This window comes from Pseudomonas sp. SK3(2021), from assembly GCF_016772375.1.
In the GTDB taxonomy this organism is placed as follows: Bacteria; Pseudomonadota; Gammaproteobacteria; order Pseudomonadales; family Pseudomonadaceae; genus Aquipseudomonas; species Aquipseudomonas chlororaphis_I.
The window spans coordinates 5,477,034-5,497,787 of sequence record NZ_CP061943.1 but is presented as its reverse complement, the minus strand read 5'-3'; the positions used below and the strand labels follow the sequence as shown (position 1 = coordinate 5,497,787).

18 protein-coding genes are annotated in these 20,754 nt (G+C 61.2%); 11 read left to right on the top strand and 7 right to left on the bottom strand.

Going from position 1 to position 20,754, the window contains the following annotated elements; translation table 11 throughout:
• Positions 1-3 precede the first annotated feature (3 nt).
• The 5 genes from cyoB (at position 4) to queC (ending at position 4,703) form a co-directional block, all read left to right on the top strand.
• The gene (gene cyoB, locus IF690_RS24235; RefSeq protein ID WP_007929700.1) at positions 4-2,022 is read left to right on the top strand and encodes a cytochrome o ubiquinol oxidase subunit I; all 2,019 of its coding nucleotides are present in this window, start codon (positions 4-6) and stop codon (positions 2,020-2,022) included.
• A gap of 3 nt (positions 2,023-2,025) precedes the next feature.
• Complete coding sequence (locus tag IF690_RS24230) at positions 2,026-2,652, top strand: cytochrome o ubiquinol oxidase subunit III (protein ID WP_007929702.1); 627 nt, start codon at positions 2,026-2,028, stop codon at positions 2,650-2,652.
• A complete protein-coding gene (cyoD, locus tag IF690_RS24225) occupies positions 2,652-2,987 on the top strand; it encodes a cytochrome o ubiquinol oxidase subunit IV (RefSeq protein ID WP_053262544.1) in 336 nt (111 codons plus the stop codon). Before IF690_RS24230 ends, cyoD begins: the two co-directional genes overlap by 1 nt.
• Positions 2,988-2,998: 11 nt before the next feature.
• On the top strand, positions 2,999-3,886 hold the full coding sequence (gene cyoE, locus IF690_RS24220) for a heme o synthase (RefSeq protein ID WP_007929705.1): 888 nt from the start codon (positions 2,999-3,001) through the stop codon (positions 3,884-3,886).
• Between the two features lie 118 nt (positions 3,887-4,004).
• Positions 4,005-4,703 carry a 7-cyano-7-deazaguanine synthase QueC gene (queC, locus tag IF690_RS24215; protein ID WP_202701708.1) on the top strand — a complete coding sequence of 233 codons (699 nt, stop codon included), beginning with the start codon at positions 4,005-4,007 and terminating at the stop codon, positions 4,701-4,703.
• Positions 4,704-4,796: 93 nt separating this feature from the next.
• Here queC and IF690_RS24210 read toward each other — a convergent pair whose 3' ends face one another.
• Together IF690_RS24210 and IF690_RS24205 are read right to left on the bottom strand one after the other, a co-directional pair.
• Entirely contained in the window at positions 4,797-5,678 is an 882-nt protein-coding gene (locus IF690_RS24210) for a queuosine precursor transporter (protein ID WP_081359873.1), read from the bottom strand.
• The gene (locus tag IF690_RS24205; RefSeq protein ID WP_202697676.1) at positions 5,665-6,267 is read right to left on the bottom strand and encodes a helix-turn-helix transcriptional regulator; all 603 of its coding nucleotides are present in this window, start codon (positions 6,265-6,267) and stop codon (positions 5,665-5,667) included. Before IF690_RS24205 ends, IF690_RS24210 begins: the two co-directional genes overlap by 14 nt.
• Positions 6,268-6,760: 493 nt before the next feature.
• On the opposite strand from IF690_RS24205, the gene glyA reads away from it, so the two are divergent.
• Positions 6,761-8,116 (top strand): serine hydroxymethyltransferase, encoded by a 1,356-nt coding sequence (gene glyA / locus IF690_RS24200; protein WP_202697675.1) that lies wholly within the window; start codon positions 6,761-6,763, stop codon positions 8,114-8,116.
• An 82-nt stretch (positions 8,117-8,198) separates the two neighbouring features.
• On the opposite strand, the gene IF690_RS24195 is transcribed toward glyA, so the two are convergent.
• From IF690_RS24195 to IF690_RS24185, 3 genes are all read right to left on the bottom strand, one after another.
• Positions 8,199-8,903, bottom strand: a complete 705-nt coding sequence (locus IF690_RS24195) for a hypothetical protein (protein ID WP_202697674.1) — start codon at positions 8,901-8,903, stop codon at positions 8,199-8,201.
• A 234-nt stretch (positions 8,904-9,137) separates the two neighbouring features.
• Positions 9,138-10,280 carry a fatty acid desaturase family protein gene (locus tag IF690_RS24190; protein ID WP_202697673.1) on the bottom strand — a complete coding sequence of 381 codons (1,143 nt, stop codon included), beginning with the start codon at positions 10,278-10,280 and terminating at the stop codon, positions 9,138-9,140.
• Positions 10,281-10,294: 14 nt separating this feature from the next.
• Entirely contained in the window at positions 10,295-11,764 is a 1,470-nt protein-coding gene (locus IF690_RS24185; RefSeq protein ID WP_202697672.1) for an amidase, read from the bottom strand.
• Between the two features lie 348 nt (positions 11,765-12,112).
• On the opposite strand from IF690_RS24185, the gene IF690_RS24180 reads away from it, so the two are divergent.
• The 3 genes from IF690_RS24180 (at position 12,113) to IF690_RS24170 (ending at position 15,867) form a co-directional block, all read left to right on the top strand.
• Positions 12,113-13,954, top strand: coding sequence for a fatty acyl-AMP ligase (locus IF690_RS24180; protein ID WP_202697671.1), 1,842 nt, complete (start codon positions 12,113-12,115; stop codon positions 13,952-13,954).
• On the top strand, positions 13,951-14,820 hold the full coding sequence (locus tag IF690_RS24175; protein ID WP_202697670.1) for a LuxR C-terminal-related transcriptional regulator: 870 nt from the start codon (positions 13,951-13,953) through the stop codon (positions 14,818-14,820). The genes IF690_RS24180 and IF690_RS24175 overlap by 4 nt, the downstream gene beginning before the upstream one ends.
• Before the next feature lie 645 nt (positions 14,821-15,465).
• Positions 15,466-15,867: a DUF6124 family protein gene (locus IF690_RS24170; RefSeq protein WP_202697669.1), complete on the top strand. Its 402-nt coding sequence runs from the start codon at positions 15,466-15,468 to the stop codon at positions 15,865-15,867.
• A gap of 64 nt (positions 15,868-15,931) precedes the next feature.
• On the opposite strand, the gene IF690_RS24165 is transcribed toward IF690_RS24170, so the two are convergent.
• Both IF690_RS24165 and IF690_RS24160 read right to left on the bottom strand, forming a co-directional pair.
• On the bottom strand, positions 15,932-16,198 hold the full coding sequence (locus IF690_RS24165) for a bacteriocin immunity protein (protein ID WP_202697668.1): 267 nt from the start codon (positions 16,196-16,198) through the stop codon (positions 15,932-15,934).
• Complete coding sequence (locus IF690_RS24160) at positions 16,199-17,503, bottom strand: pyocin-S2/colicin E7-DNase domain-containing protein (RefSeq protein WP_252189509.1); 1,305 nt, start codon at positions 17,501-17,503, stop codon at positions 16,199-16,201.
• Between the two features lie 349 nt (positions 17,504-17,852).
• Between IF690_RS24160 and IF690_RS24155 the strand changes: the two genes are divergently transcribed.
• Together IF690_RS24155 and IF690_RS24150 are read left to right on the top strand one after the other, a co-directional pair.
• Positions 17,853-18,131 carry an acyl carrier protein gene (locus IF690_RS24155; protein ID WP_009045481.1) on the top strand — a complete coding sequence of 93 codons (279 nt, stop codon included), beginning with the start codon at positions 17,853-17,855 and terminating at the stop codon, positions 18,129-18,131.
• Entirely contained in the window at positions 18,124-20,736 is a 2,613-nt protein-coding gene (locus tag IF690_RS24150; RefSeq protein ID WP_202697666.1) for an aminotransferase class III-fold pyridoxal phosphate-dependent enzyme, read from the top strand. The genes IF690_RS24155 and IF690_RS24150 overlap by 8 nt, the downstream gene beginning before the upstream one ends.
• Positions 20,737-20,754: the final 18 nt, after the last annotated feature.

Here is a 20,754-nt window from a genome sequence, read left to right as displayed (position 1 = left end):
ACGATGTTTGGTAAATTAAGTCTGGACGCGATACCGTTCCACGAGCCGATTGTCATGGTGACCGTTGCCATGATCATCCTCGGTGGTCTGGCGCTTGTCGCGGGTATCACGTACTTCAAGAAGTGGTCCTACCTGTGGACCGAATGGCTGACTTCGGTCGACCACAAGAAAATCGGCGTGATGTACATCATCGTCGCCATGGTCATGCTCCTGCGCGGCTTCGCCGACGCGATCATGATGCGTACCCAGCTGGCCATGGCCACCGAGGGTTCGCCGGGCTACCTGCCTCCTGAACACTATGACCAGATCTTCACCGCCCACGGTGTGATCATGATCATCTTCATGGCGATGCCATTCTTCACCGGCCTGATGAACCTTGCAGTGCCGCTGCAGATCGGCGCGCGTGACGTTGCCTATCCGTTCCTCAACTCCCTGAGCTTCTGGCTGCTGGTTTCCGGCGTCGTGCTGATCAACCTGTCCCTGGGCGTCGGCGAATTCGCCAAGACCGGCTGGGTTGCGTATCCGCCGCTGTCGGGCCTGCAATACAGTCCGGGCGTGGGTGTCGACTACTACATCTGGGCGCTACAGCTATCCGGGCTAGGGACGACGCTGACGGGGGTCAACTTCCTGGCCACTGTGCTGAAAATGCGTACCCCGGGCATGAAGATGATGGACATGCCGATCTTCACCTGGACCTGCACCTGGGCCAACGTGCTGATCGTCGCTTCGTTCCCGATCCTGACCGCTACCCTGGCACTGCTGACGCTTGACCGTTACATGGATTTCCACATTTTCACCAATGAACTTGGTGGCAATCCAATGATGTACGTGAACCTGTTCTGGGCTTGGGGTCACCCTGAGGTGTACATCCTGATCCTGCCGGCGTTCGGTATCTTCTCCGAAGTCATCTCGACCTTCTCGGGCAAGCGCCTGTTCGGCCACCACTCGATGATCTACGCTTCCGGCGCGATCTCGGTACTGGGCTTCATGGTCTGGCTGCACCACTTCTTCACCATGGGCTCGGGGGCCAGCGTCAACGCCTTCTTCGGCCTGGCGACCATGCTGATTTCCATCCCGACGGGGGTGAAGCTGTTCAACTGGCTGTTCACCATCTACCACGGCCGTCTGCGTATCACCAGCCAGGTCCTGTGGACCCTGGGCTTCATGGTGACCTTCGCCATCGGCGGCATGACCGGCGTACTGCTGGCCATCCCGGGTGCCGACTTCGTCCTGCACAACAGCCTGTTCGTGATCGCGCACTTCCACAACGTGATCATCGGTGGTGCTGTATTCGGCTACATCGCGGGCTTCAGCTTCTACTTCCCGAAAGCGTTCGGCTTCAAGCTGCACGAAGGCTGGGGCAAGGCTGCATTCTGGTTCTGGATCTCGGGCTTCTTCGTCGCGTTCATGCCGCTCTATGCCCTGGGCTTCATGGGCATGACCCGTCGTCTGAACGCCACGACCAACCCTGAGTGGGTGCCGTACCTGTACGTCGCCATGTTTGGTGCGGTGATGATCGCCATCGGTATCGCCTGCCAGCTGATCCAGCTGTACGTCAGCGTGCGTGATCGCAAGCAGAACCAGACCGTTTCCGGCGACCCGTGGAATGCCCACACCCTGGAATGGTCGACTTCGTCGCCACCACCGTTCTACAACTTCGCCGTGCTGCCGAAGGCCAATGGCATCGACCCGTTCACCGAAGCCAAGGAAAACGGTACCGCGTACCAGAAGCCTGCTCGCTACGAGCCGATCCACATGCCGAACAACACCGCCACCGGCCTGGTGATGGGTGCTCTGCTGACCGTCTTCGGTTTCGCGATGATCTGGCACATCTGGTGGCTGGCGATCGCTAGCCTGGCCGGTACCGTGATCTATTTCGTGATCCACGCGGCTCGCGATGATCAAGGCTACATGGTGCCGGTCGACGTGATCGAACGCATCGAAGCCGAGCAGCACGCTCGCCTGGTAGCCGAGAAGAAGATTCCGGCCAACCGTGTAGAAACCTCGTTGGAACAGGCTTAAACCATGTCGAACTTAGTGACCAATGCTGGACACACCCATGTCGATGACCATGGGCACGATGACCATCACCACGACTCGGGCGAGATGACCGTATACGGTTTCTGGCTCTACCTGATGACCGACTGCATTCTGTTTGCGTCGATCTTCGCGGTGTACGCGGTACTGGTAAACAACGTAGCGGGTGGCCCGTCGGGCCACGACATCTTCGAGCTGCCTTACGTGCTTGGCGAAACCGCCTTGCTGCTGTTCAGTTCGATCACCTACGGCTTCGCCATGCTGGCGTTCTTCCGGGGTAACAAGAAGCAGGTCCTGGGCTGGCTGGCCCTGACCTTCCTGTTCGGCCTGGGCTTCATCGGCATGGAGATCAACGAGTTCCACCTGCTGATCTCCGAAGGCTACGGCCCTAGCCGCAGCGGCTTCCTGTCCGGGTTCTTCACCCTGGTCGGCACCCACGGCCTGCACGTGACCGCTGGCCTGATCTGGATGGCGATCATGATGTATCAGGTCAACAAGCACGGCCTGACCGCAACCAACAAGACCCGCCTGAGCTGCCTGAGCCTGTTCTGGCACTTCCTGGACGTGGTCTGGATCTGCGTCTTCACCGTTGTTTACCTGATGGGGACTATGTAATGGCTAATGCACACTCCCATGACAGCCATGATGCTGGCCACGGCAGCGTAAAGTCGTACGCCATCGGCTTCATCCTGTCGGTGATCCTGACGATCATCCCGTTCGGCCTGGTGATGTACCCGACCCTGCCGAAATCCATCACCCTGATGATCGTGCTCGCCTTCGCGGTGATCCAGGTCCTGGTTCACCTGGTGTACTTCCTGCACCTGGACCGTTCCGAGGCCCAGCGTAACAACGTGATTGCGTTTGTCTTCGCAGCGCTGGTGATCGTCCTGCTGGTTGGCCTGTCGTTGTGGATCATGTTCAGCATCCACACGTTCATGATGGCGAAGTGAGGTAAGACCCGATGTCGCTGAAGCACTTTATCCAAATCACCAAACCGGGGATCATTTTCGGTAACGTGCTTTCTGTGGCGGGCGGCTTCTTCCTGGCCTCCAAGGGACATGTCGATCTGGCCATCTTCCTGGCCGCGATGATCGGCACGTCCCTGGTGGTGGCTTCCGGTTGCGTGTTCAACAACTGCATCGACCGCGACATCGACCTGAAGATGGAGCGCACCAAGAACCGCGTGCTGGTCCAGGGCCTGATCTCCCTGAAAGTGGCACTGGTCTATGCGACCCTCCTGGGTGTCGCCGGCGTTGCGTTGTTGTATAAGGTGGCCAATCCGCTGGCGGCGCTGTTTGCCGTGATCGGCTTTGTCATCTACGTCGGCTTCTACAGCCTGTACCTCAAGCGCAAGTCGGTGCACGGCACGCTGGTGGGCAGCCTGTCCGGGGCGATGCCGCCGGTGATCGGTTACGTGGCCGTGAGCAACAGCTTCGACATGGCCGCGCTGACCCTGCTGGTGATGTTCAGCCTGTGGCAGATGCCGCATTCCTACGCCATCGCGATCTTCCGCTTCAACGATTACCTGGCCGCATCGATTCCGGTGCTGCCAGTGAAGCGCGGCATCCTGGTGGCCAAGAAGCACATCCTGCTCTACATCCTGGCGTTCCTGGTGGCGACCCTGATGCTGACCTTCAGCGGTTATGCCGGCATGAGCTACCTGGCCGTCGCGGCCGCGATGGGCATGTACTGGCTGTACATGGCCTGGACCGGCTACAAGGCGGTGGACGACACCGTCTGGGCCCGCAAGCTGTTCGTGTTCTCGATCTTCACCATCACCGCGCTGAGCGTGATGATGTCCCTGGATTTCAAGGTACCGAGCGAACTGCTGCTGACCTACGCGCCATAAGTTGCAACCGCTATGAGAAAAGCCCCGCCTTCGACAGAAGCGCGGGGCTTTTTATTGAGTGTCAGTCAGTGGGCTGTTTAAATGTTCAAATAACTCTATTCATGCAGGAAGCAGAATGATGAAGAAAAAAGCTGTTGTCGTATTCAGTGGCGGGCAGGACTCGACGACCTGTCTGATCCACGCATTGCCGCTCTATGATGAAGTGCACTGTATTACCTTTGATTACGGTCAGCGCCATCGTGCGGAAATAGAAGTGGCACAGCAGCTCGCGAAGCAGCTGGGGGCGACAGTCCACAAAGTGCTGGATGCTTCGTTGCTCAATGAATTGGCGATCAGCAGTCTCACTCGGGACAATATTCCGGTGCCGACGGTGAACAGTTCGGGCGAAAGCCTGCCTAGCACTTTCGTGCCGGGAAGAAATATTCTGTTTCTGACCCTGGCCTCTATCTATGCCTACCAGGTAAAAGCTGAAACGGTCATTACCGGGGTGTGTGAAACGGACTTCTCGGGTTATCCCGATTGCCGTGACGAGTTTGTAAAGGCCTTGAACAAGGCCGTCGAGTTGGGCATGGAATACCCCCTGCGCCTTGATACGCCACTGATGTGGCTGAACAAGTCGGAGACTTGGGCCCTGGCGGATCATCACAATCAGTTGAGCCTGGTTCGCGAGCATACCCTGACGTGCTACAACGGCGTGATTGGCAGCGGTTGTGCCAATTGCGATGCGTGCAACCTTCGTGCAAGAGGGCTGAATGATTATCTGGGGAACAAGACAGAAGTCATGAATAGCTTGCGAAGCAAGATGAGTCTGCAATGACGGCTTGATCGACAGCACGTCAATGGATTCAACACTGCATCCACCTGCCGGATGAGTGTTGAATCCATCAGCTTGAGATAAAGAGTGGTTGCACTACTTTGTTTGACTGTCCGTCATGTATCTCTTGAACAGTGACCTTGCTCCATAGGCAGGCAAGATGTTGAAGAAGGCAAAGCACACCTTGATCGCGATCTGCACATAAATCATGTTCAGGATGTCGTTGTTTTGCATCGAGCCATAAAAGGCAATGTAGCAAAACACGAAGCTGTCGATAATGACCGCGAACAGCGTACTCAAGAATATCCGCAAGAACAGGAATCTGGAATTCGTCAGCTCTTTTATCTTGCACAGCAAGTACGAGTTTATGTTTTCAGAAACCAGGAAAGACACAGAGGACGCCACCAGGACAGATGACACATGAATGATCACGTCGTTGTACGGGGTGTCGAGCTTCCAGCCTGGCAGGCCGGGGAGAAAGGTCGAGCCATAGAGCAGGATGATAATCATGGCGTTACTGGCAAAGGCAAAGAAGATCGCTTTTCTTGCCAGCCGGAGTCCAAAGTTTTCGTTCAACAGGTCGACGATCAAGAATGTCAGGGGATAAAGGAAGGTGCCCGGAGTGATAATGATGCCAAGTGACTCAAGATAAATGGGCTTGGTGGCGGCAATGCTGGTGAATATATAGAAGGTAAAGAGCAGGAGATTAAGGATGATATAGATCATCCAGGAGCTTTCGTGGCGGTCATTCAGGTCGTATGCGGTAAGCGCTCCTCCTTGGGAGTAGAACTTCTTGTAGATGTTTTTTACTTCCATTTTGTTCAGGTTTTCCATTATTTCGCTGTTAAGCACTTCGCTTAATTTTATCTTTATGACTTTGCCTGTGGCGATGATCATGATCACCGCCAGGTTCTTGTTGTTTTCAAAGCCCAGAAGTTTATATTTGCTGTTCTCGAGTTCGCCTTCATAAGCTGCCATTGAATCGCTCCTCGATGATGTCACCCACCACAAATACTCGGTCTGAGTCGGAGCATGGCTCATTGATGATGAACAGCTTTCTTGTCTGCCTGTCGTAAACCAGTTTTTCCTTGTCGTCGCTCGATATTCCCTTTTGAATGATCAAGAGGTCGCCAACCTCGTACATGCCCTTGATCTCATTCTCCAGCAGCACCGCTATCAAGTTGTAGGATGCGCCGAAGTAATAGGTCAGTGGGTGAAGTATGGCCAGTTCGCCAATCCGTTTGTCCATGTTGACCATCAGCAGGCTTTCCTTGAGGATCGGAACCGCCGCCGGGTTCATGTTTCCTTGTGGGGAAATACTGCTGTCGATGATTTCCTTCTCTTCAAAATCGACGGTTTCTATTTCTTCGTAGGAGACACCGAAGAAATCGGAGATTTTGCGAATGGTGGATTGTTGTACGTTGCTGACTTTGCCTTCCAGAATGTTGTAGATGGTCGTCCTGGTCAGGCCGCTGGCATTGCATAAAGACAGTTGCGTCTCGCCGCGGCTTTTGATCAGGTATTTGATATTGCTCTTCAAATACTCGGTTCTTTCTCTTCTGTGCATCAAATGCTCACCATTTCCTTATAGTCGCCACGCTTAGGGCTTTCATAGCGTGCGTGGCGTGCATGACATTCAACTGCTCGACACCAGGGGGTGAGAACAGTCGGATTGATGCGGCAAGAGCTTGTCGGCTTCTTTCGTGGTCGGTACCAACTCGCTAGTGCTCCTTTAGCCAGCCTGCATCCATCCTGGAATATTCGCTGTCGGTATGGGGCGCGCCCGGAATCCTTGGGAGGGTTCGGACCGGGGGCGCCGCGGGGGGCAAGTGTTGCATGTCCCCGTCATGACAATAAAGCCCCGAATCCTCGGTGCCATAGCCTTGATGGGCGAACATTCAGCAGCCACGCAGACCTGGTGTCCCTTCCCGCTCCTCGGAAAAGCAGCATTTAATTTGGAAAGTGTTTAATTTTTTGATTAATTAGCTGCCCACGAACGTTAAACCAGGAAGCGTGCTGTCGTTCGTGGCACGCAAATGACAAGGAAGGAACACTGAACGATGGCAGCTTGTACAGAACTACTCAGGGACCAGGCCGACCTGTTGCGACGTGGTTTGGCGGACCTGCGCGCAGAAGACGCCGAACTGGCCGGGATCCTGGATGCTGAAGTCACGCGTCAACACCGCACACTGTCCCTGGCTTCATCTTCCTGCGCGGCCAATCCTCGAATCCTGGCGGCGTCGGCCTCGGCACTGGTCAACGTCACAGCCGAGGGCACACCGGGCAAGCGTCATCAGGTTGGCTGCGAGAACGTCGATCTGGTCGAGTCTCTGGCGATTCGCAGGGCGCGGGAGCTGTTCGGGGCGCAATATGCCAGCGTCCAGTCACACTCCGCCTCGAACGCCAACTACCAAGTGCTGGCGGCCCTGCTCGAGCCCGGGGACACCATTCTCGGAATGGCCCTCGATCATGGCGGGCACCTGACCCACGGCAGCCCTGTCGCATTCACGGGCGCCCACTACAAGGCGATCCGCTACGGCACCACATCGCAGGGCGTGATCGATTACGCAGAGGTACGCCAACTGGCGCTCGCCCATCGTCCGCGCATCATCATCTGCGGTGCGTCTGCCTATTCCCGGGTCGTGGACTTCCAACGCTTTCGCGCTATTGCCGATGAGGCCGGGGCCATCCTGCTGGCGGATATCTCCTATATCGCCGGGCTGGTCGCAACGGGGCGGCATCCGAGCCCGATCGACGCGGCGCATGTCACCACCGCTTGTACCCACAAGCAACTCGCAGGGCCTCGTGGTGGCCTCATTCTTTCCGGCCGGGATGCCGACACCAAGGTTCCCGGCCTGAGGGCGAGCTTCAGTCGTGTCCTTGAGCAAGCGGTATTCCCCAGGATGCAAGGCGCGCCAGCGGTCAACATGATCGCTGCCAAGGCCGCTGCGCTGGGCCACGCGATGTCCCCCGAGTTCGATGCCTACATGGGGCGGACTCGCAGCACGGCCGATGCAATGGCCAGCGCATTCATGGCGCAGGGCTACGAGGTCGTGGGCGGGGGGACGGAGAACCACACAGTCCTGCTCAGGTTGCGTGGTGGCATCAGCGGTTCGATTGCCGCGTCGGCACTGGAGCGATGCGGCATTATCGTGAGTAAAAAACGCGCACTGGGGGAAACCCGGTCTTCATTCGTCGCCAATGGCTTGTGTATCGGCACCGGTTCCATCGCCCAACGCTGCATCGATCCCCAGGGGTGTCTTGAAGCGGTCGCTCTGGTGTGCCGGATACTGGACAAGGTGACGCCCCTCAGCGAGCAGAAGTACAGCCTGGAGCCTGAGTTGCAGGAGCAATTCCGTCTCCAGACCGAAGCATTGTGCGCGATGTATCCCATCGCCGATTACCGGGACAACTGAGGGGGCCCCGGTCTTTCATGCGTAGGAACCAGCCGCCGAGGGGGAGCCTGCGCTGTCGCGCGAGCTGGCTCGCCTGTACGGGTTACAGCTGTTGTTGAGCGCTGTAGCCTTCGAACGCGGTCTGCTGCTGGATCGCGGTGACGATGTTCTTGCGGGTGGCCGGCTGTTCGTTGCCGTCCTTGTCGAGGAACACTTCGCTTGCAAGTTCCGCCTCGTCGCCTTCGCCGACAAAGGCGAAACCGAGGAATTCGAAGGCTTCACGGTCGACGTTGGCCTTGGAGCGCGGGCGGATCGGCAGGGTGACGCTGATGCCGTCCTTGCTGATGGCGAACACTTCCATTTCCTTCTTGGCCCGCGAGGCCTTGCCTTTGCCGCCGCTCGGGTTGCTGATGGCCTGGTGGGTCTGGTTCAGCACTTTCAGCGCCAGGCCGTAGACCAGCTCCTGGAAGCTCGGGTCGTCCTTGTAGCTGGACAGGATGCGGCTGATCGGGAACTTGCTGCTCAGGTCTTCCAGGGCGGCGCTGTCGGCGGCCTCGGCATCCTTGAGCTGTTTGAGCTGGCCCATGAGTTCATAGGCGCGATCGTCGTCGAAGCGGTCGTGAGCCTGGCGGATCTCGGCGCGCAATTCGCGGATCTGGTCGCTTTCCTTGGTGGACTGGAAAGCATCGAGGACCATCTCGCTGATGGTCTTGGCCTGGGACACGTGCTGTGAAAGATTGATGGCGTTTTCGTATTCCGCTTTGGACGACAAGGCGTTTACGGATTCTTCTGTATTGGAATCGGACATTGATATTTCACTACTTCGTTTAACTGGAAATGAGGCTAGAAAAGCACCGGGCCTTTTCAGGGCGCCTAATTTATGGGACCAAGGCCCCATTGTCACGGACCAACGGACCGGTGTGAAAAGGCGTGGCTCTACTGACCCGCGATCGACGGGAAAATTCCGGCGTCGCTCATCCCTGGCGAGCGCTTGCCAGACAACGCCTGGCGTCGCCCGGTAGCTGCTTGTGCCTCATTTCCTTCAACGTTGCGCCTGCTGGTGAAACTCGGCGAACGAGATCATGCGCTGGTGTGCCGGGTCCCAGAGTTTGAGTCGCAGGCAGCGGTGGATATCCCGCGGGTGCAGCGAGGTGGTGATGGGGGATTGCAACGCCGGGATTGCTGCCATGGCTTCTGGCAGGCGGTAGAAGGGGATGCTCGAGTTGGCGTGATGCACATGGTGGTAGCCGATATTGGCGGTGAACCAGGCCATCAGTGGGCCGGTGCGCATGTAGCTGGAGGAGAACACCGCGGTGGCCGCATAGTCCCAGTCGGCGCGCTCGGGGTAACGCACGCCGGGGAAGTTGTGCTGGCAGTAGAACAGGTAGGCGCCCAGCGCCGAGCCGGACAGGCTGGGGACCAGCACCCCGTACAGCAGGATGTCCGGCGCCAGCAGCGCCAGGGCGATGGCGCTCGCCAGGTTCAGCGCCAGGGCCAGCAGCGACCAGAGCCGGTGCCGCGGCTGGGTGATCAGCGACACCATGCAGATGCTGAAAATGAAGATGCTGAATGACGCCAGCAGGATCATCAGCGGGTGCCGGGCGATGCGATAACGCAAGCGCTTGAGGCGCCCGGCGCGGGCATATTCCTCGGTGGACAGCAGGGGAAAGGTGCCCAGGTCTGTGTGGGTGGACAGCAGCGGCAGGCGGTTCTTCTGTGCGCCCACGTACTGGCAGCTGTGGCCGTGGTGGTAGTCGTGGGACTGCTTCCACAGCGTCGGCGGGGCCATCAGCAGCAGGCCGAAGGTCTTGAAGAACACCTCGGCGAAACGCGAGCCCTTGAGGATCGCACCGTGCATGTAGTCGTGGTACAGCACGAACATGCGCACCAGGGACAAGCCCAGCAGCACGCTGCACGCCAGGCGCAGCGGCCACCACAACGGCATGGCCACGGCCGCGCCGAACAGCCCGATCACCAGCAGCGTCGAGTGGAAATGCCACCAGCTCAGGCGGCGGTGTTCCACGGTGAAGGGCAGGGTCTGGCGAATCAGCTCCTTGCCATACCGCGCCAGTTGCTCGCGGTTCAGGCCATCGGTGGGCCAGGGGATGGCCCCCGGCAGGCGCTGCTCCTGGCCAGAGTCGGCAGGGCGACAAGGCGGGGCGGTCGAGGTGTCCAGCGTGCGCATGGGGGCTGCTCTCCTTAGCCGATAACCGCTTCGTCGGGGCTGTGTTGCATGAACAGCTGCGGCCGCCGGTCCTTCCACGGCCGGGCCTGTTCCAGCTGGCCGGCCAGGCGGAACAACAGGCCTTCCTCGCCAAAGGCGGCGCTGAGCATCAGGCCGATCGGCAGGCCCTCGGCGTTCCAGTGCAGCGGCAGGGAGATCGCCGGTTGTCCCGAGGCGTTATGGATAGCGGTGAAAGGGCTGTAGTCGATCAGCGGGCCGTAGGTGTTTTCCAGGTCGCTGGAATGGATATCCACCACCCCGTTGCGTAGCGGCGGCCGGGCCAGGGTCGGGGTCAGCCAGCAATCGTAGGTCTGATGGAAACGCGCCATTTCCCGGCCCACCTGTTGCAGCACCAGCTCGGACATCTGGTACTCCACCGCACTCACCCCGAGGCCGCGTTGATGCACGGCCTGGGTCAGGTTCTCCAGCTCGCCGGGCAGCGGGCCGCGCCCCAGTTGCAGGCTCATCAGTTCCACGGCGAAGGCAATGCCGGAGAACCACAGGGCGCTGAAGGCTTCGGCAAAACTTTGCAGGTCCAGCTGCGGCGCGGCCTCTTCCACATGGTGGCCGAGGGATTCGAGCAGGCGCGCGGTGCTTTGTACCGCTGCGATGCAGTCGGGGTGCAGCGGCCGCCCGGCCGGGTCGGTGCTGGAAAAGGCGATGCGCAGGCGCCCCGGTTCGCGGCCGAGCTGGTCGAGAAAACGCCCCTGCATGGGCGGCGCGCGGTACGGGTCGCCCGGCACTACGCCGTGGGTGGCGTCGAGCAGGGCGGCGCTGTCGCGCACGCTGCGGGTCAGCACATGTTCGTCCAACAGGCCGCTGAGCAGCTCGCCGAAGTCCGGGGCCAGGGAATTGCGCGCCCGGGTCGGCTTGAGGCCGACCAGGCCACAGCAGGAAGCGGGAATACGGATCGAGCCGCCGCCATCATTGCCATGGGCCGCCGGGACCATGCCGGTGGCCACCGCGGCGGCCGCGCCACCACTGGAGCCGCCGGTGGAATATTCCAGGTTCCACGGGTTGCGCGCCGGGCCATGGAAGGCGCCTTCGGTGGTGGGCAGAATGCCGAACTCCGGGGCGTTGGTCTTGCCGACGAACACCAGTCCGGCCTGGCGAAAACGCTTCACCAGCTCGCAGTCCTGGGGCATGACCCGCGCTTGCAGCATGCGCGAGGCCAGGGTCGAAGGCAGGTCCTGGCAGTCGCCGAGGATGTCCTTGAGCAGGAACGGTACGCCGTGCAGTGCGCCCGTCGCTGGCGTCTTGTCCTGCTCGGCGGCCTGTGCCCGGGCCTTGTCGTAGGCTTTGTAGACCACGGCGTTGACCGCCGGGTTGAAGGCTTCGATGCGGCGTATGGCTTCCTCCAGCAGTTCGGAGGGGCGTACCTGCCTGGTTCTGACCAGATCGGCCAGGCCGACCGCATCGAAGGTGGCGTATTCGCTAAAAGACATCCTGTTCTCCCGGTGCTGCGCACGCTGTTGGCGATACCGGAACGCTCCCGTTCCGGCCTGGGTTTTCATGACATCGCCGGTTACACAGGCCTGGCTTGCGCAGGTCCGGATACCGGCATCGAATTCATGAAGAAGGACGATGGCTGTAATGGGCATGGCAAAAAGCCATGCGCGCATCGAACTGTGAGGCGAATATGCGCCGGGGGCGGAAATTGCGGGTATACGCCGTTCGGAGTATTAACTTCGACTGCGCGCTCCCAGAGGATGATCAAGCGTAATGGATGCGCAAGGCCGCAGATTTCGGGCCTTGCGGGAGATGGCTAAGTACGGCTGCCTGGACACAAAATAATGACTACGAACGACCACGATAGCGACGTTCCGTATGCGAATTTTTCGGAATGTCTGCAGCTTCACGCCCATACGATCCCGGACCGATTGGCCTATCGTTTTCTGCACAACGGGCGAGACGAGGAAACCCTGATCACCTTCTCTGAACTGGACCGCGCGGCGAGGGCGGCGGCGGCCCGGTTGCAGGGGCATTGCCGGGCGGGGGACAGGGTGCTGATCCTGCTCAAGCCAGGCCTGGACTATGTGATCGCCTTCATGGGCTGCCTGTATGCCGGGCTGGTGGCGGTGCCGGCCTATCCGCCGGGGGCCACCAAGACCCTGGACCGGCTGGACGGCATCATCGACGACTGCCAGCCGACGGCGGCGCTGGCCAGTGGCGAGGATGTCCCGACCATCCAGGCCCGGCTGGGGCAGGCGCAGAGCCCGCGGTTGCTGGATATGGCGACGCTGGACCTGGCCCTGGCCAGCGAATGGCAACCGGTCCCGGTGACCCGCGCCGATATCGCCTTTTTGCAATACACCTCCGGCTCCACCGGGATTCCCAAAGGAGTGGCGGTGACCCACGGCAACCTGATTCACAATTCGCGCAGCATCAGCCGTGGCTTCCTGACCCACAAGGACAGCCACCTGGTCAGCTGGCTGCCGCCGTATCACGACATGGGGCTGATCGGCGGCATCCTGCAATCCCTGTTCGTCGGCTTCGGCTCGACCCTGCTGGCGCCGATCCACTTCCTGCAACGGCCGCTGCGCTGGTTGCAGGCCATCAGCACCTACCGCGGCACTGTCAGTGGCGGGCCGAACTTCGCCTATGAATTGTGCCTGCGCAAGATCAAGGACGAAGAGCTGGCGGGCCTCGACCTGAGCAGCTGGGAGGTGGCCTTCAACGGCGCCGAGCATGTGCGGGCGCAGACCATTGCCGCCTTCCATGAGCGCTTCGCCCGCGCCGGTTTTGCCAGCACCTCGGCCTTTCCCTGCTACGGGCTGGCCGAAGGCACGCTGATGGTCAGCGCCGGTGGCAGCAAGCGCGAGCCGGTGATCCGCCAGTTCCATGCCGGCTTGCTGGAGGACAACGTGGCGCGCTTGCATGACGGCCAGGGCAGCGACGCCGAGTTGCGCCTGCGCACCCTGGTCAGCAGCGGTCGCGGCATTCCGGGGCAGGGCCCGTTCATTTGCGACCCGCACACCGAACAGCCGCTGGAGGACGGACGGGTCGGGGAGATCTGCATCCTCGGCGACAGCGTTGCCAGCGGTTACTGGCAGCGCCCGGAGAGCACCGCCGCGGCCTTTCGCCCGGCCCCGCCGGCGCTTGGCTGGTCGCGCTACTTCCGCACCGGCGACCTGGGGTTCCTGCTCGATGGCGAGCTGTTCGTCACCGGACGGCTCAAGGACCTGATCATCGTCAATGGCGTCAACCACCATCCTGGCGATATCGAGAACACCGTGCTGCGTACCCATGACAGCTTTCGCCCGGACGGCACCGCGGCCTTCAGCATCGAGGCCGCCGACAGCGAGCAGGTGGTGATCGCCCAGGAAATCGAGCGGCGTGCCTTGCGCAGCCTCGACCTGGCGCAGCTGTTCAGCGACTTGAAGGCGCGGCTGTGGCAACAGCACCAATTGGCGCGGCCGGTGCTGTTGTTGGTGTTTGGCGGGTCGTTGCCGCGTACCTCCAGCGGCAAGATCAAGCGTCAGGAATGCCGCAAGCAGTTCGCTCCCTGGCTGGCGGCACTCGAGGGCACGGCGCCGGCCGAAGCCCACCCGCTGGACAGGTCGGTGGTTGCGGTGGAGAGCAACGGCCGGGTATTGCGTGACATCACCGCCGACAGCCAGGTCGTGGAAGCATGACCAGTCTATCGATCGGCCCGGTGCATGCGCCCAAGCCCGCGGCGTTGCTGTTCGCCCAGCCGGCCTTCTGCGAACCGCGGCTGGAACTGGCCAGCCGCCCGCGGTCGGTGCTGTCGTTGCCGCCCACCGACAGCCAGCAACGGCTGCAACTGACCAGCGTGCTCAACTCCATCACCTCGGCGCGCAGCATCGCCGAGCTGACGCAGCAGACCCAGCTGGCGCTGCCGCAGATCCTGCCGTGCGAGAACTTTGTGTTCGCCAGCGGCAGGGTCCGCGCGCACCGGGTGTTCTTTTCGCACCTGATTCATCCGGACAGCGTCTCCGATGGCCTGATCAAGGCCATCGTCGGTCGCGACGGCATGATTCCGCCGCTGGGCATTGACCCCATCGAGCATTGCGGGCGCCCCAAGTTCACCACCCTGGAGCGCCTGGGCAACTCGCAGGACCAGGTGTGGGCGAAGATCTTTCGCGAACACGGGATACGCAATCTGGGTTGGACCCTGCTGCCCGGATTGCACCGCAATACCTTCACCGGCTACTTCTTTCACAACATCTCGGCCACCGTGGCCCATGAAAGCAAAATGCGCATGATGGTCTTCGCCCCGTACCTGCACATCGCCCTGAACCGGGCGCTGGGCAGCAAGCTGTTGCGCCACAACCCGGGGCCGAACCAGCAACTGTTGTCCATCCTGTCCAGCCGCGAAGCGGAAATTTCGCGCTGGGTGGCCCGAGGCAAGACCAACTGGGAGATTGGCCAGATCCTCGGCATCAGCGACAAGACCGTGAAAACCCATCTGCAGAACATCTTCTCCAAACTCCAGGCGTCGAGTCGGGCGCAGATCGCGGCGTTGTTCTGCGACGAGTGAGTGCTGCCTGCCAATCTTTCATTCCGTAACCACCCCACAGTGCTGGCGAGGCTCAGCGCTTTCCGGTCGCGTGCGCCTCTATTGGCGCGGCCGCGGATGGCCAACGCTAACCCTGTAGCCGCTGCCGAGCCCTAGCGAGGCTGCGATAGGACCGCAGGTCCTCCAGCGGTCTACAGATCCCTGCGCCTGCTTCGCTGTCGATCGCAGCCTCGCAGGCTCGGCAGCGGCTACAGGGATCGCGGGTATATCGGGGCCTTTGTAGGAGCGAGCTTGCTCGCGATCAGATTGTTGGGATGACAGGTTTTGCCTTGTAGGACGCTGTCTGAAAGTGCGGCACTTCGCTTTCTTTTGTAGGGCTTTTCCGAGAAGCTCTGGGCCACTTGTGTCTGGGATGGGTGCTGTCTAGCCTCGGGTTCGTCACTGGTTTTTCAGTGATCGGGTTTAGCAGCTCGATAAGTCTCAGGCGTATAAGCACTCTGTCTCTCCAGCCGGATTTCGTTCTGGCAGGTCTGTCATGGCGGCTGTACGTGGGGCACCTTCGGGTGCGCCGGGTTCCTGAGCCCTGGTCTGCTAACCCGCGTCCAGCTGCCACCCTCCATCGTTTAGCAGCGACGGGTGAAAGCTCCATTGCTCGGGAGTTACACCATGAAAAAGCTCGTCCCCGATCCACCCGTTTCTCTTCCCTCTGCACGCCGCAACCCAGAGCACGACCTGACGAACAAAGCGATCCTGCATTCCTTGGCCAATGGTTCGGGGGAGGTGGTTCTGTTGCAGTCGTTGGGCTCCACCGCGGGTAACGCGGTGGGCCGTGATTCGCTGTTTGCCGTGCGTGAAGGCATCAGCGCCGAAGAGGCGTTGGTGCATGTGTCGATCCTGCTCAAGGCGGCCGAGGAAGTGTCCGACGAGATCACCGAGCGTGCCAGCGGCATCGAGCGCGGCCTGATCTGGTCGATGATCCATTCGGTGGAGATGGCGCGCGCAGTGGTGGATGCGCTGCTCGATGGATCGGCAGGGCGGGGAGGCGATGGACCAAGCGTTCGACGCTAACCCTGTAGCCGCTGCCTCGCCAGGGCTCGGCAGCGGCTACTGTTGTTGCTATGGCTGTATTGGCTTATTTCCCTCGGTGAGCATCCTTGAAACCTGGAAGGCCATTGGCTGCTCGCCACTCCTTCACGGTTTGGGTAATGCCTTCTGGTGAGTCATCAGCTCCTGGCTCGGGGTAGTACAGTAGATCGGTGCCTGCAGGGTGTGGGACAAGTTGATCCCAGCGATCAAGCAGTTCGTCCCGCTCTTGCTCTGTCTTGCAGCTTCCAATCGCCTGTATCAGCTCGATGAATTCCGCCTCGGTATATTCCGACAGGCTGTCTTTCTTCTGCATTTAATTCCCCTCCTTATGAATATCGATGTGACGTCGCACCGTAACTACCCTGAGATTGTCCAGGTCATATACTGCGCCACCATCCTTGATGTGTTCGACATGGTGCATCTCGTATTTTTTTCTTTTTCCAACCTGATCGCCTTTTCTGCTGATCGGAGCTAACCCGTTGGCCATATCTGTAAGGTTGCGAGAATTGAACTGACTGGCAAGCTCGCCATCATTGGCAACAACGGTCCAGACAGCCTCACGGAAAGCGTCGAAGCTGTTGTAGCTCTTACCTCGCAGTTGGTCGGCGATCCGTGCCGGGATCGGTGCGCCGAGGCCTTCGCCGGCACCGGCGAGCCAGATGCCGAATACATCCTCCCCAACGCCTGTAACAATGCCCGGATCGTGCCGGACATTCATCACAATGTAGAGCGGTAACACCCCGGAGCCGATCGGGAAGACCAGGATGAAATCCTGATACTCCGGCGGGTAGATGGGGTTAACGATAATGTTATCCGCCAGCTCGGTCGGCGGAAAAATCCAGATATGTGGTGCCTGGGGCGCCGTCTCCAGAGCAGGGATGCCCAGCGTACTGGCGGGGTCTACCGCTGGCGTCCATATCAACCGTATACCGTCGTCCAGGTCGGCCACCATCTCACCTTTGACCTGGTTGAATTGAACGACCGGAATCATTTCCCAATCGCTGCGAAGCTGGGTGTTGTAGCCGTACCCCTTTAACGTCCCGTCCGGCAATTCCTCTACACGTAGGCGCAGGCGTGTACGCCCCTGGTCCAGAGTGCGTAGCTGCTCTTCTGTGTAGAGCGCACCGTCGCCCAAGCTGGACGGCCAGAGTAGTGCTACCACCCCTGACAGGGCACCCGTGGCAACACTACCGGCGATCGCTGTTGATCCCGTTGCAGCGGGCCCGCACAGGCCACCGCACGAGGCTCCAGCAGCGGAGGCAAGCCCCTGCAAGGCCAGTGCGCCTAATCCCGCTGGGAGCGTGCCGCTGATCTTCTTGAGCGGATGTTTACCTGTTTCGTCGGACTCTCGGGCCCCCAGCAACACCAGATTGCCGTAGTCCTTTGCCGTATCGATCGGAAAGGGCCCACGACCGTTGCTGTAATTGGCTACTGAATTGGGCAGTTTGCTGCACTTGGCGAATACATAGCCGGGCCTCATGGGCTCGGGCTCCGAGAAAATCTTTGTCGGTTCGGGAATAGGCTCAGGCGGTGCCGGCTCCTCGCCTCGATAGACAGGTCCTTTTAGTGGCTTGTTGAGTGGCGCGGGTTGGCAGGGCTGCGGATAGCGTGTGGGCATACAAATCATCCTTGTTTATGTAACAGGCCATCCTGGCCACCGCCGAAACATGGGGAGAATAGGAATTTTCCTAAAAAGTGGACGGAGACCGCTGGAGGACCTTCGGTCTTATCGCCGCCTCGGCAGCGGCTACAGGACTCCGGTCGCCGCTACTCCTTACGGAGTATTGAGCTGAGCCTGCATGACGCCGAGCATCGGGGTGTAGCAAATGGCCTGCTGCGGCGGGTTGTCCACACTCAAAACGCGTTTGCATCATGACGCCTGCCCAAGCGTCGATCCCGTGGTTCGACCACGGGGTGGCGCGGGCCAACGGCCATGCAAAGGAAGCGAAATACGCTGGGAGGCGACTGTGCACATAGACGAAATAACCTTTGCCGTGACCGAAACCCTGGCCAGCCTGCTGGAGGTCGATTCCGGGTCGCTGGACGTCGAGCGCTCGTTCCACGAGATGGGCGTCGACTCGGTGCTGATCGTCGGCCTGTCCGCCGAGTTCGAAGACCGTTTCGGCATCTCCCTGGACCCGGAGCTGGCCTACCTGCACGACACCGTGAGCAAGGTCAGCCAGCACCTGTACGGCGTCATCAACCAGGGTGCGCTCGGCGCGGTGGGGGAGGTCAGTCATGGCTGATTCGTTGCTCAATATCACTCGCCAGGAGCTGCTGGAATTCGTCGGCCTCAACGAGACCGTGGTACGTGCCCAGGGCACCCGTATCGAGACCGCCAGCGGCCAGACCCTGATCGATTTCGTCGGCCAGTTCGGCGCGGTGCCCTTCGGTTATGGCGCGGCGCCGATTACCGAGGCAATCCACACATTCCTCGCCAGTGGCCAGGCCTCGCTGGTCCAGCCGCTGATCAACCCCGGCGCCGAAGAACTCGCGCGGCGCCTGATCGAACTGGCGCCAGGCACCCACTCGAAGGTGACCTTCACCACCAGCGGCGCGGAGACCGTCGAGGCGGCGATCAAGCTGTGCCGCGCCGCGACCCAGCGTGAGCTGGTGATCGGCACCCTGACCGGCTTTCACGGCAAGACCCAGGGCGCGGTCGGGGTCACCGGCAAGGCCATTTACCGCGAGCCGTTCCAGATCCGCGCCGAGGGCTTCAGCCATGTGCCCTATGGCGACCTGCAGGCCCTCGAAGAGCAATTGAAGGGCCGTCGCGCCGCGGCCTTTTTCGTCGAGGCGGTGCAGGGCGAGGCGGGCATGATCACCCCGCCGCCAGGCTACCTGCTGGCGGCGCAGAACCTCTGCCGCCAATACGGCACCCTGTTCGTCCTCGACGAGATCCAGACCGGCCTGGGCCGCACCGGCGAGCTGTTCGCCGCCACCGCCCACGGCCTGGAACCGGACGTGCTGCTGCTGGCCAAGGCCCTGGGCGGCGGTGTCGCGGCCATCGGCGCATGCATCTACGGCGAGCAGTGCTGGAGCCGCGATTTCGACCGGCACCACAGTTCCACCTTCGCCGTGAACGGCTTCAGCGCCGCCATCGGCCTGGCCGTGCTCGACCAGCTTACGGCCAACGACGGCGCCCTGCTCAAGCACGCGGCGCAGCAGGGCGCCTACCTGCACGCCGGGCTGTCGCGTCTGGTGCGCGCCTATCCCGAGGTGTTCCACAGTCTCGACGGCCGTGGCCTGATGCTCGGCCTGAAGTTCCGCCGCTGGAGCGGCGAGCGCCTGTATACCCTGTCCCTGGCCAGCGCTTTCGGCGCCCTGGTACCGATCGTCTGCGGCTACCTGAAAAGCCGGCATGGCGTGTACTGCCTGCCGACCCTCACCGAAGGCAACGTGCTGCGCATCCAGCCGCCGCTGTGCATCGAGCGCGCCGACATCGACCTGCTGCTCGAAGGCCTCAAGGCCGTGGCAGAACGGGTGGTGCACAACCAGCAGCATCGCTTGATTCTCGAAGCCCACGGTTACTCCGGACCACGGGGTGAGCCGAGCCCCTGGATCGCGCCCGGCAAGCCGCGCAGCAGCGGGCGCTGCCTGGGGCGCTTCGCCTTCCTGCTGCACCCGACCACCGCCGAGAGCGTCAACGGCGACAGCGTGGTGGACGGCCTGGGGCTGTCGGCGGCGGAAAAAACCTTCATGCAGGGCTGGCTCGACGACTTCTCCGAATGGGCCAAGCCCGACCTCGATGCCGGTGTGTCCTACCACGCCCGGCGGGTCTACAACGCTGCCGGCGACTACGTCGAAGGCTGGCTGGTCGGCAGCCTGCTGCAACCGCGCGACCTGATGCGCCTGAGCCTGGGCAAGCGGCGCAAGCTGCTGGGCAACTACCTGGACAGCGTCGCCGAGCTGGAGGTGGATTTCGTCGGCCTGGGGGCCTACACCTCGGTGATTTCCAGCGCCGGTGCGGATGTCATCAACGAGCGGTTCCACACCACCACCGGCAACAGCCTGACGGCCATGGTCGGTGTCGACGCATTGCTGAGCACCTGCGCCAATCGGGGGGCGCCGCTGGCCAAGCGCCTGACCGGGGTGATCGGCGCCTACGGTTCGGTGGGGCGCCTGGCCAGCCTGCGTCTGGGGCGCTTCTGCGAGCACCTGGTACTGCTTGGCAATGGAGCCAATCGGGGCGCCATGGACGAGCTGCGGCTGGTGGCCGGCGAGCTGTATCGCGACGCCTTGCTGCAGATCCAGGGCGGCCACAGCTGCGGCATCGCCAAGACCCTGGTGCTGCTCCTGCCGAGCCTGGCCAGCGTCGAGCAACTGCTGGATCGCGACCTCGGCGACGAGGAGCAATTGCGCGAACTGTTCGACTGCGTCGATGCCCTGGCCCAGGGCAAGCCGCAGGTGCAGCCGCCGCTGGTGATCACCGCGGACCTGGGGAGCTGGCTGCCGCGCCTGGAAGCCGTGCTCTCGGCCACCTCCAACGGCTCGGCCTTTATCGACCCGCTGGTCCTGCATCAGAACGCGATCATCTGCGACTGCGCGCAGCCGCCGGACATCGCTCACGTCACCCTGGCGCTGCGCCCGGACGTCACGGTGATCGAAGGCGGGCTGATCCACCTGCCCGACCGCAGCCAGCGTTTCGGCCAGCAGAACCTCACCGGTCTGCCCACTGGGGTGACCTTCAGCTGCCTGGCCGAAACCATGGTCCTGACCATGGCCGGCCTGCAGCGCGACTACAGCATCGGCAAGCGTCCTGCGCTGGAGGATGCCGAAGCGATCTTCGACCTGGCCCGAGCCTTCGGTTTCGCCCCCGCGGTGGAACAGTTGATCGAAAAGGCCGGTTAACCCCGACAACGAGAAAGG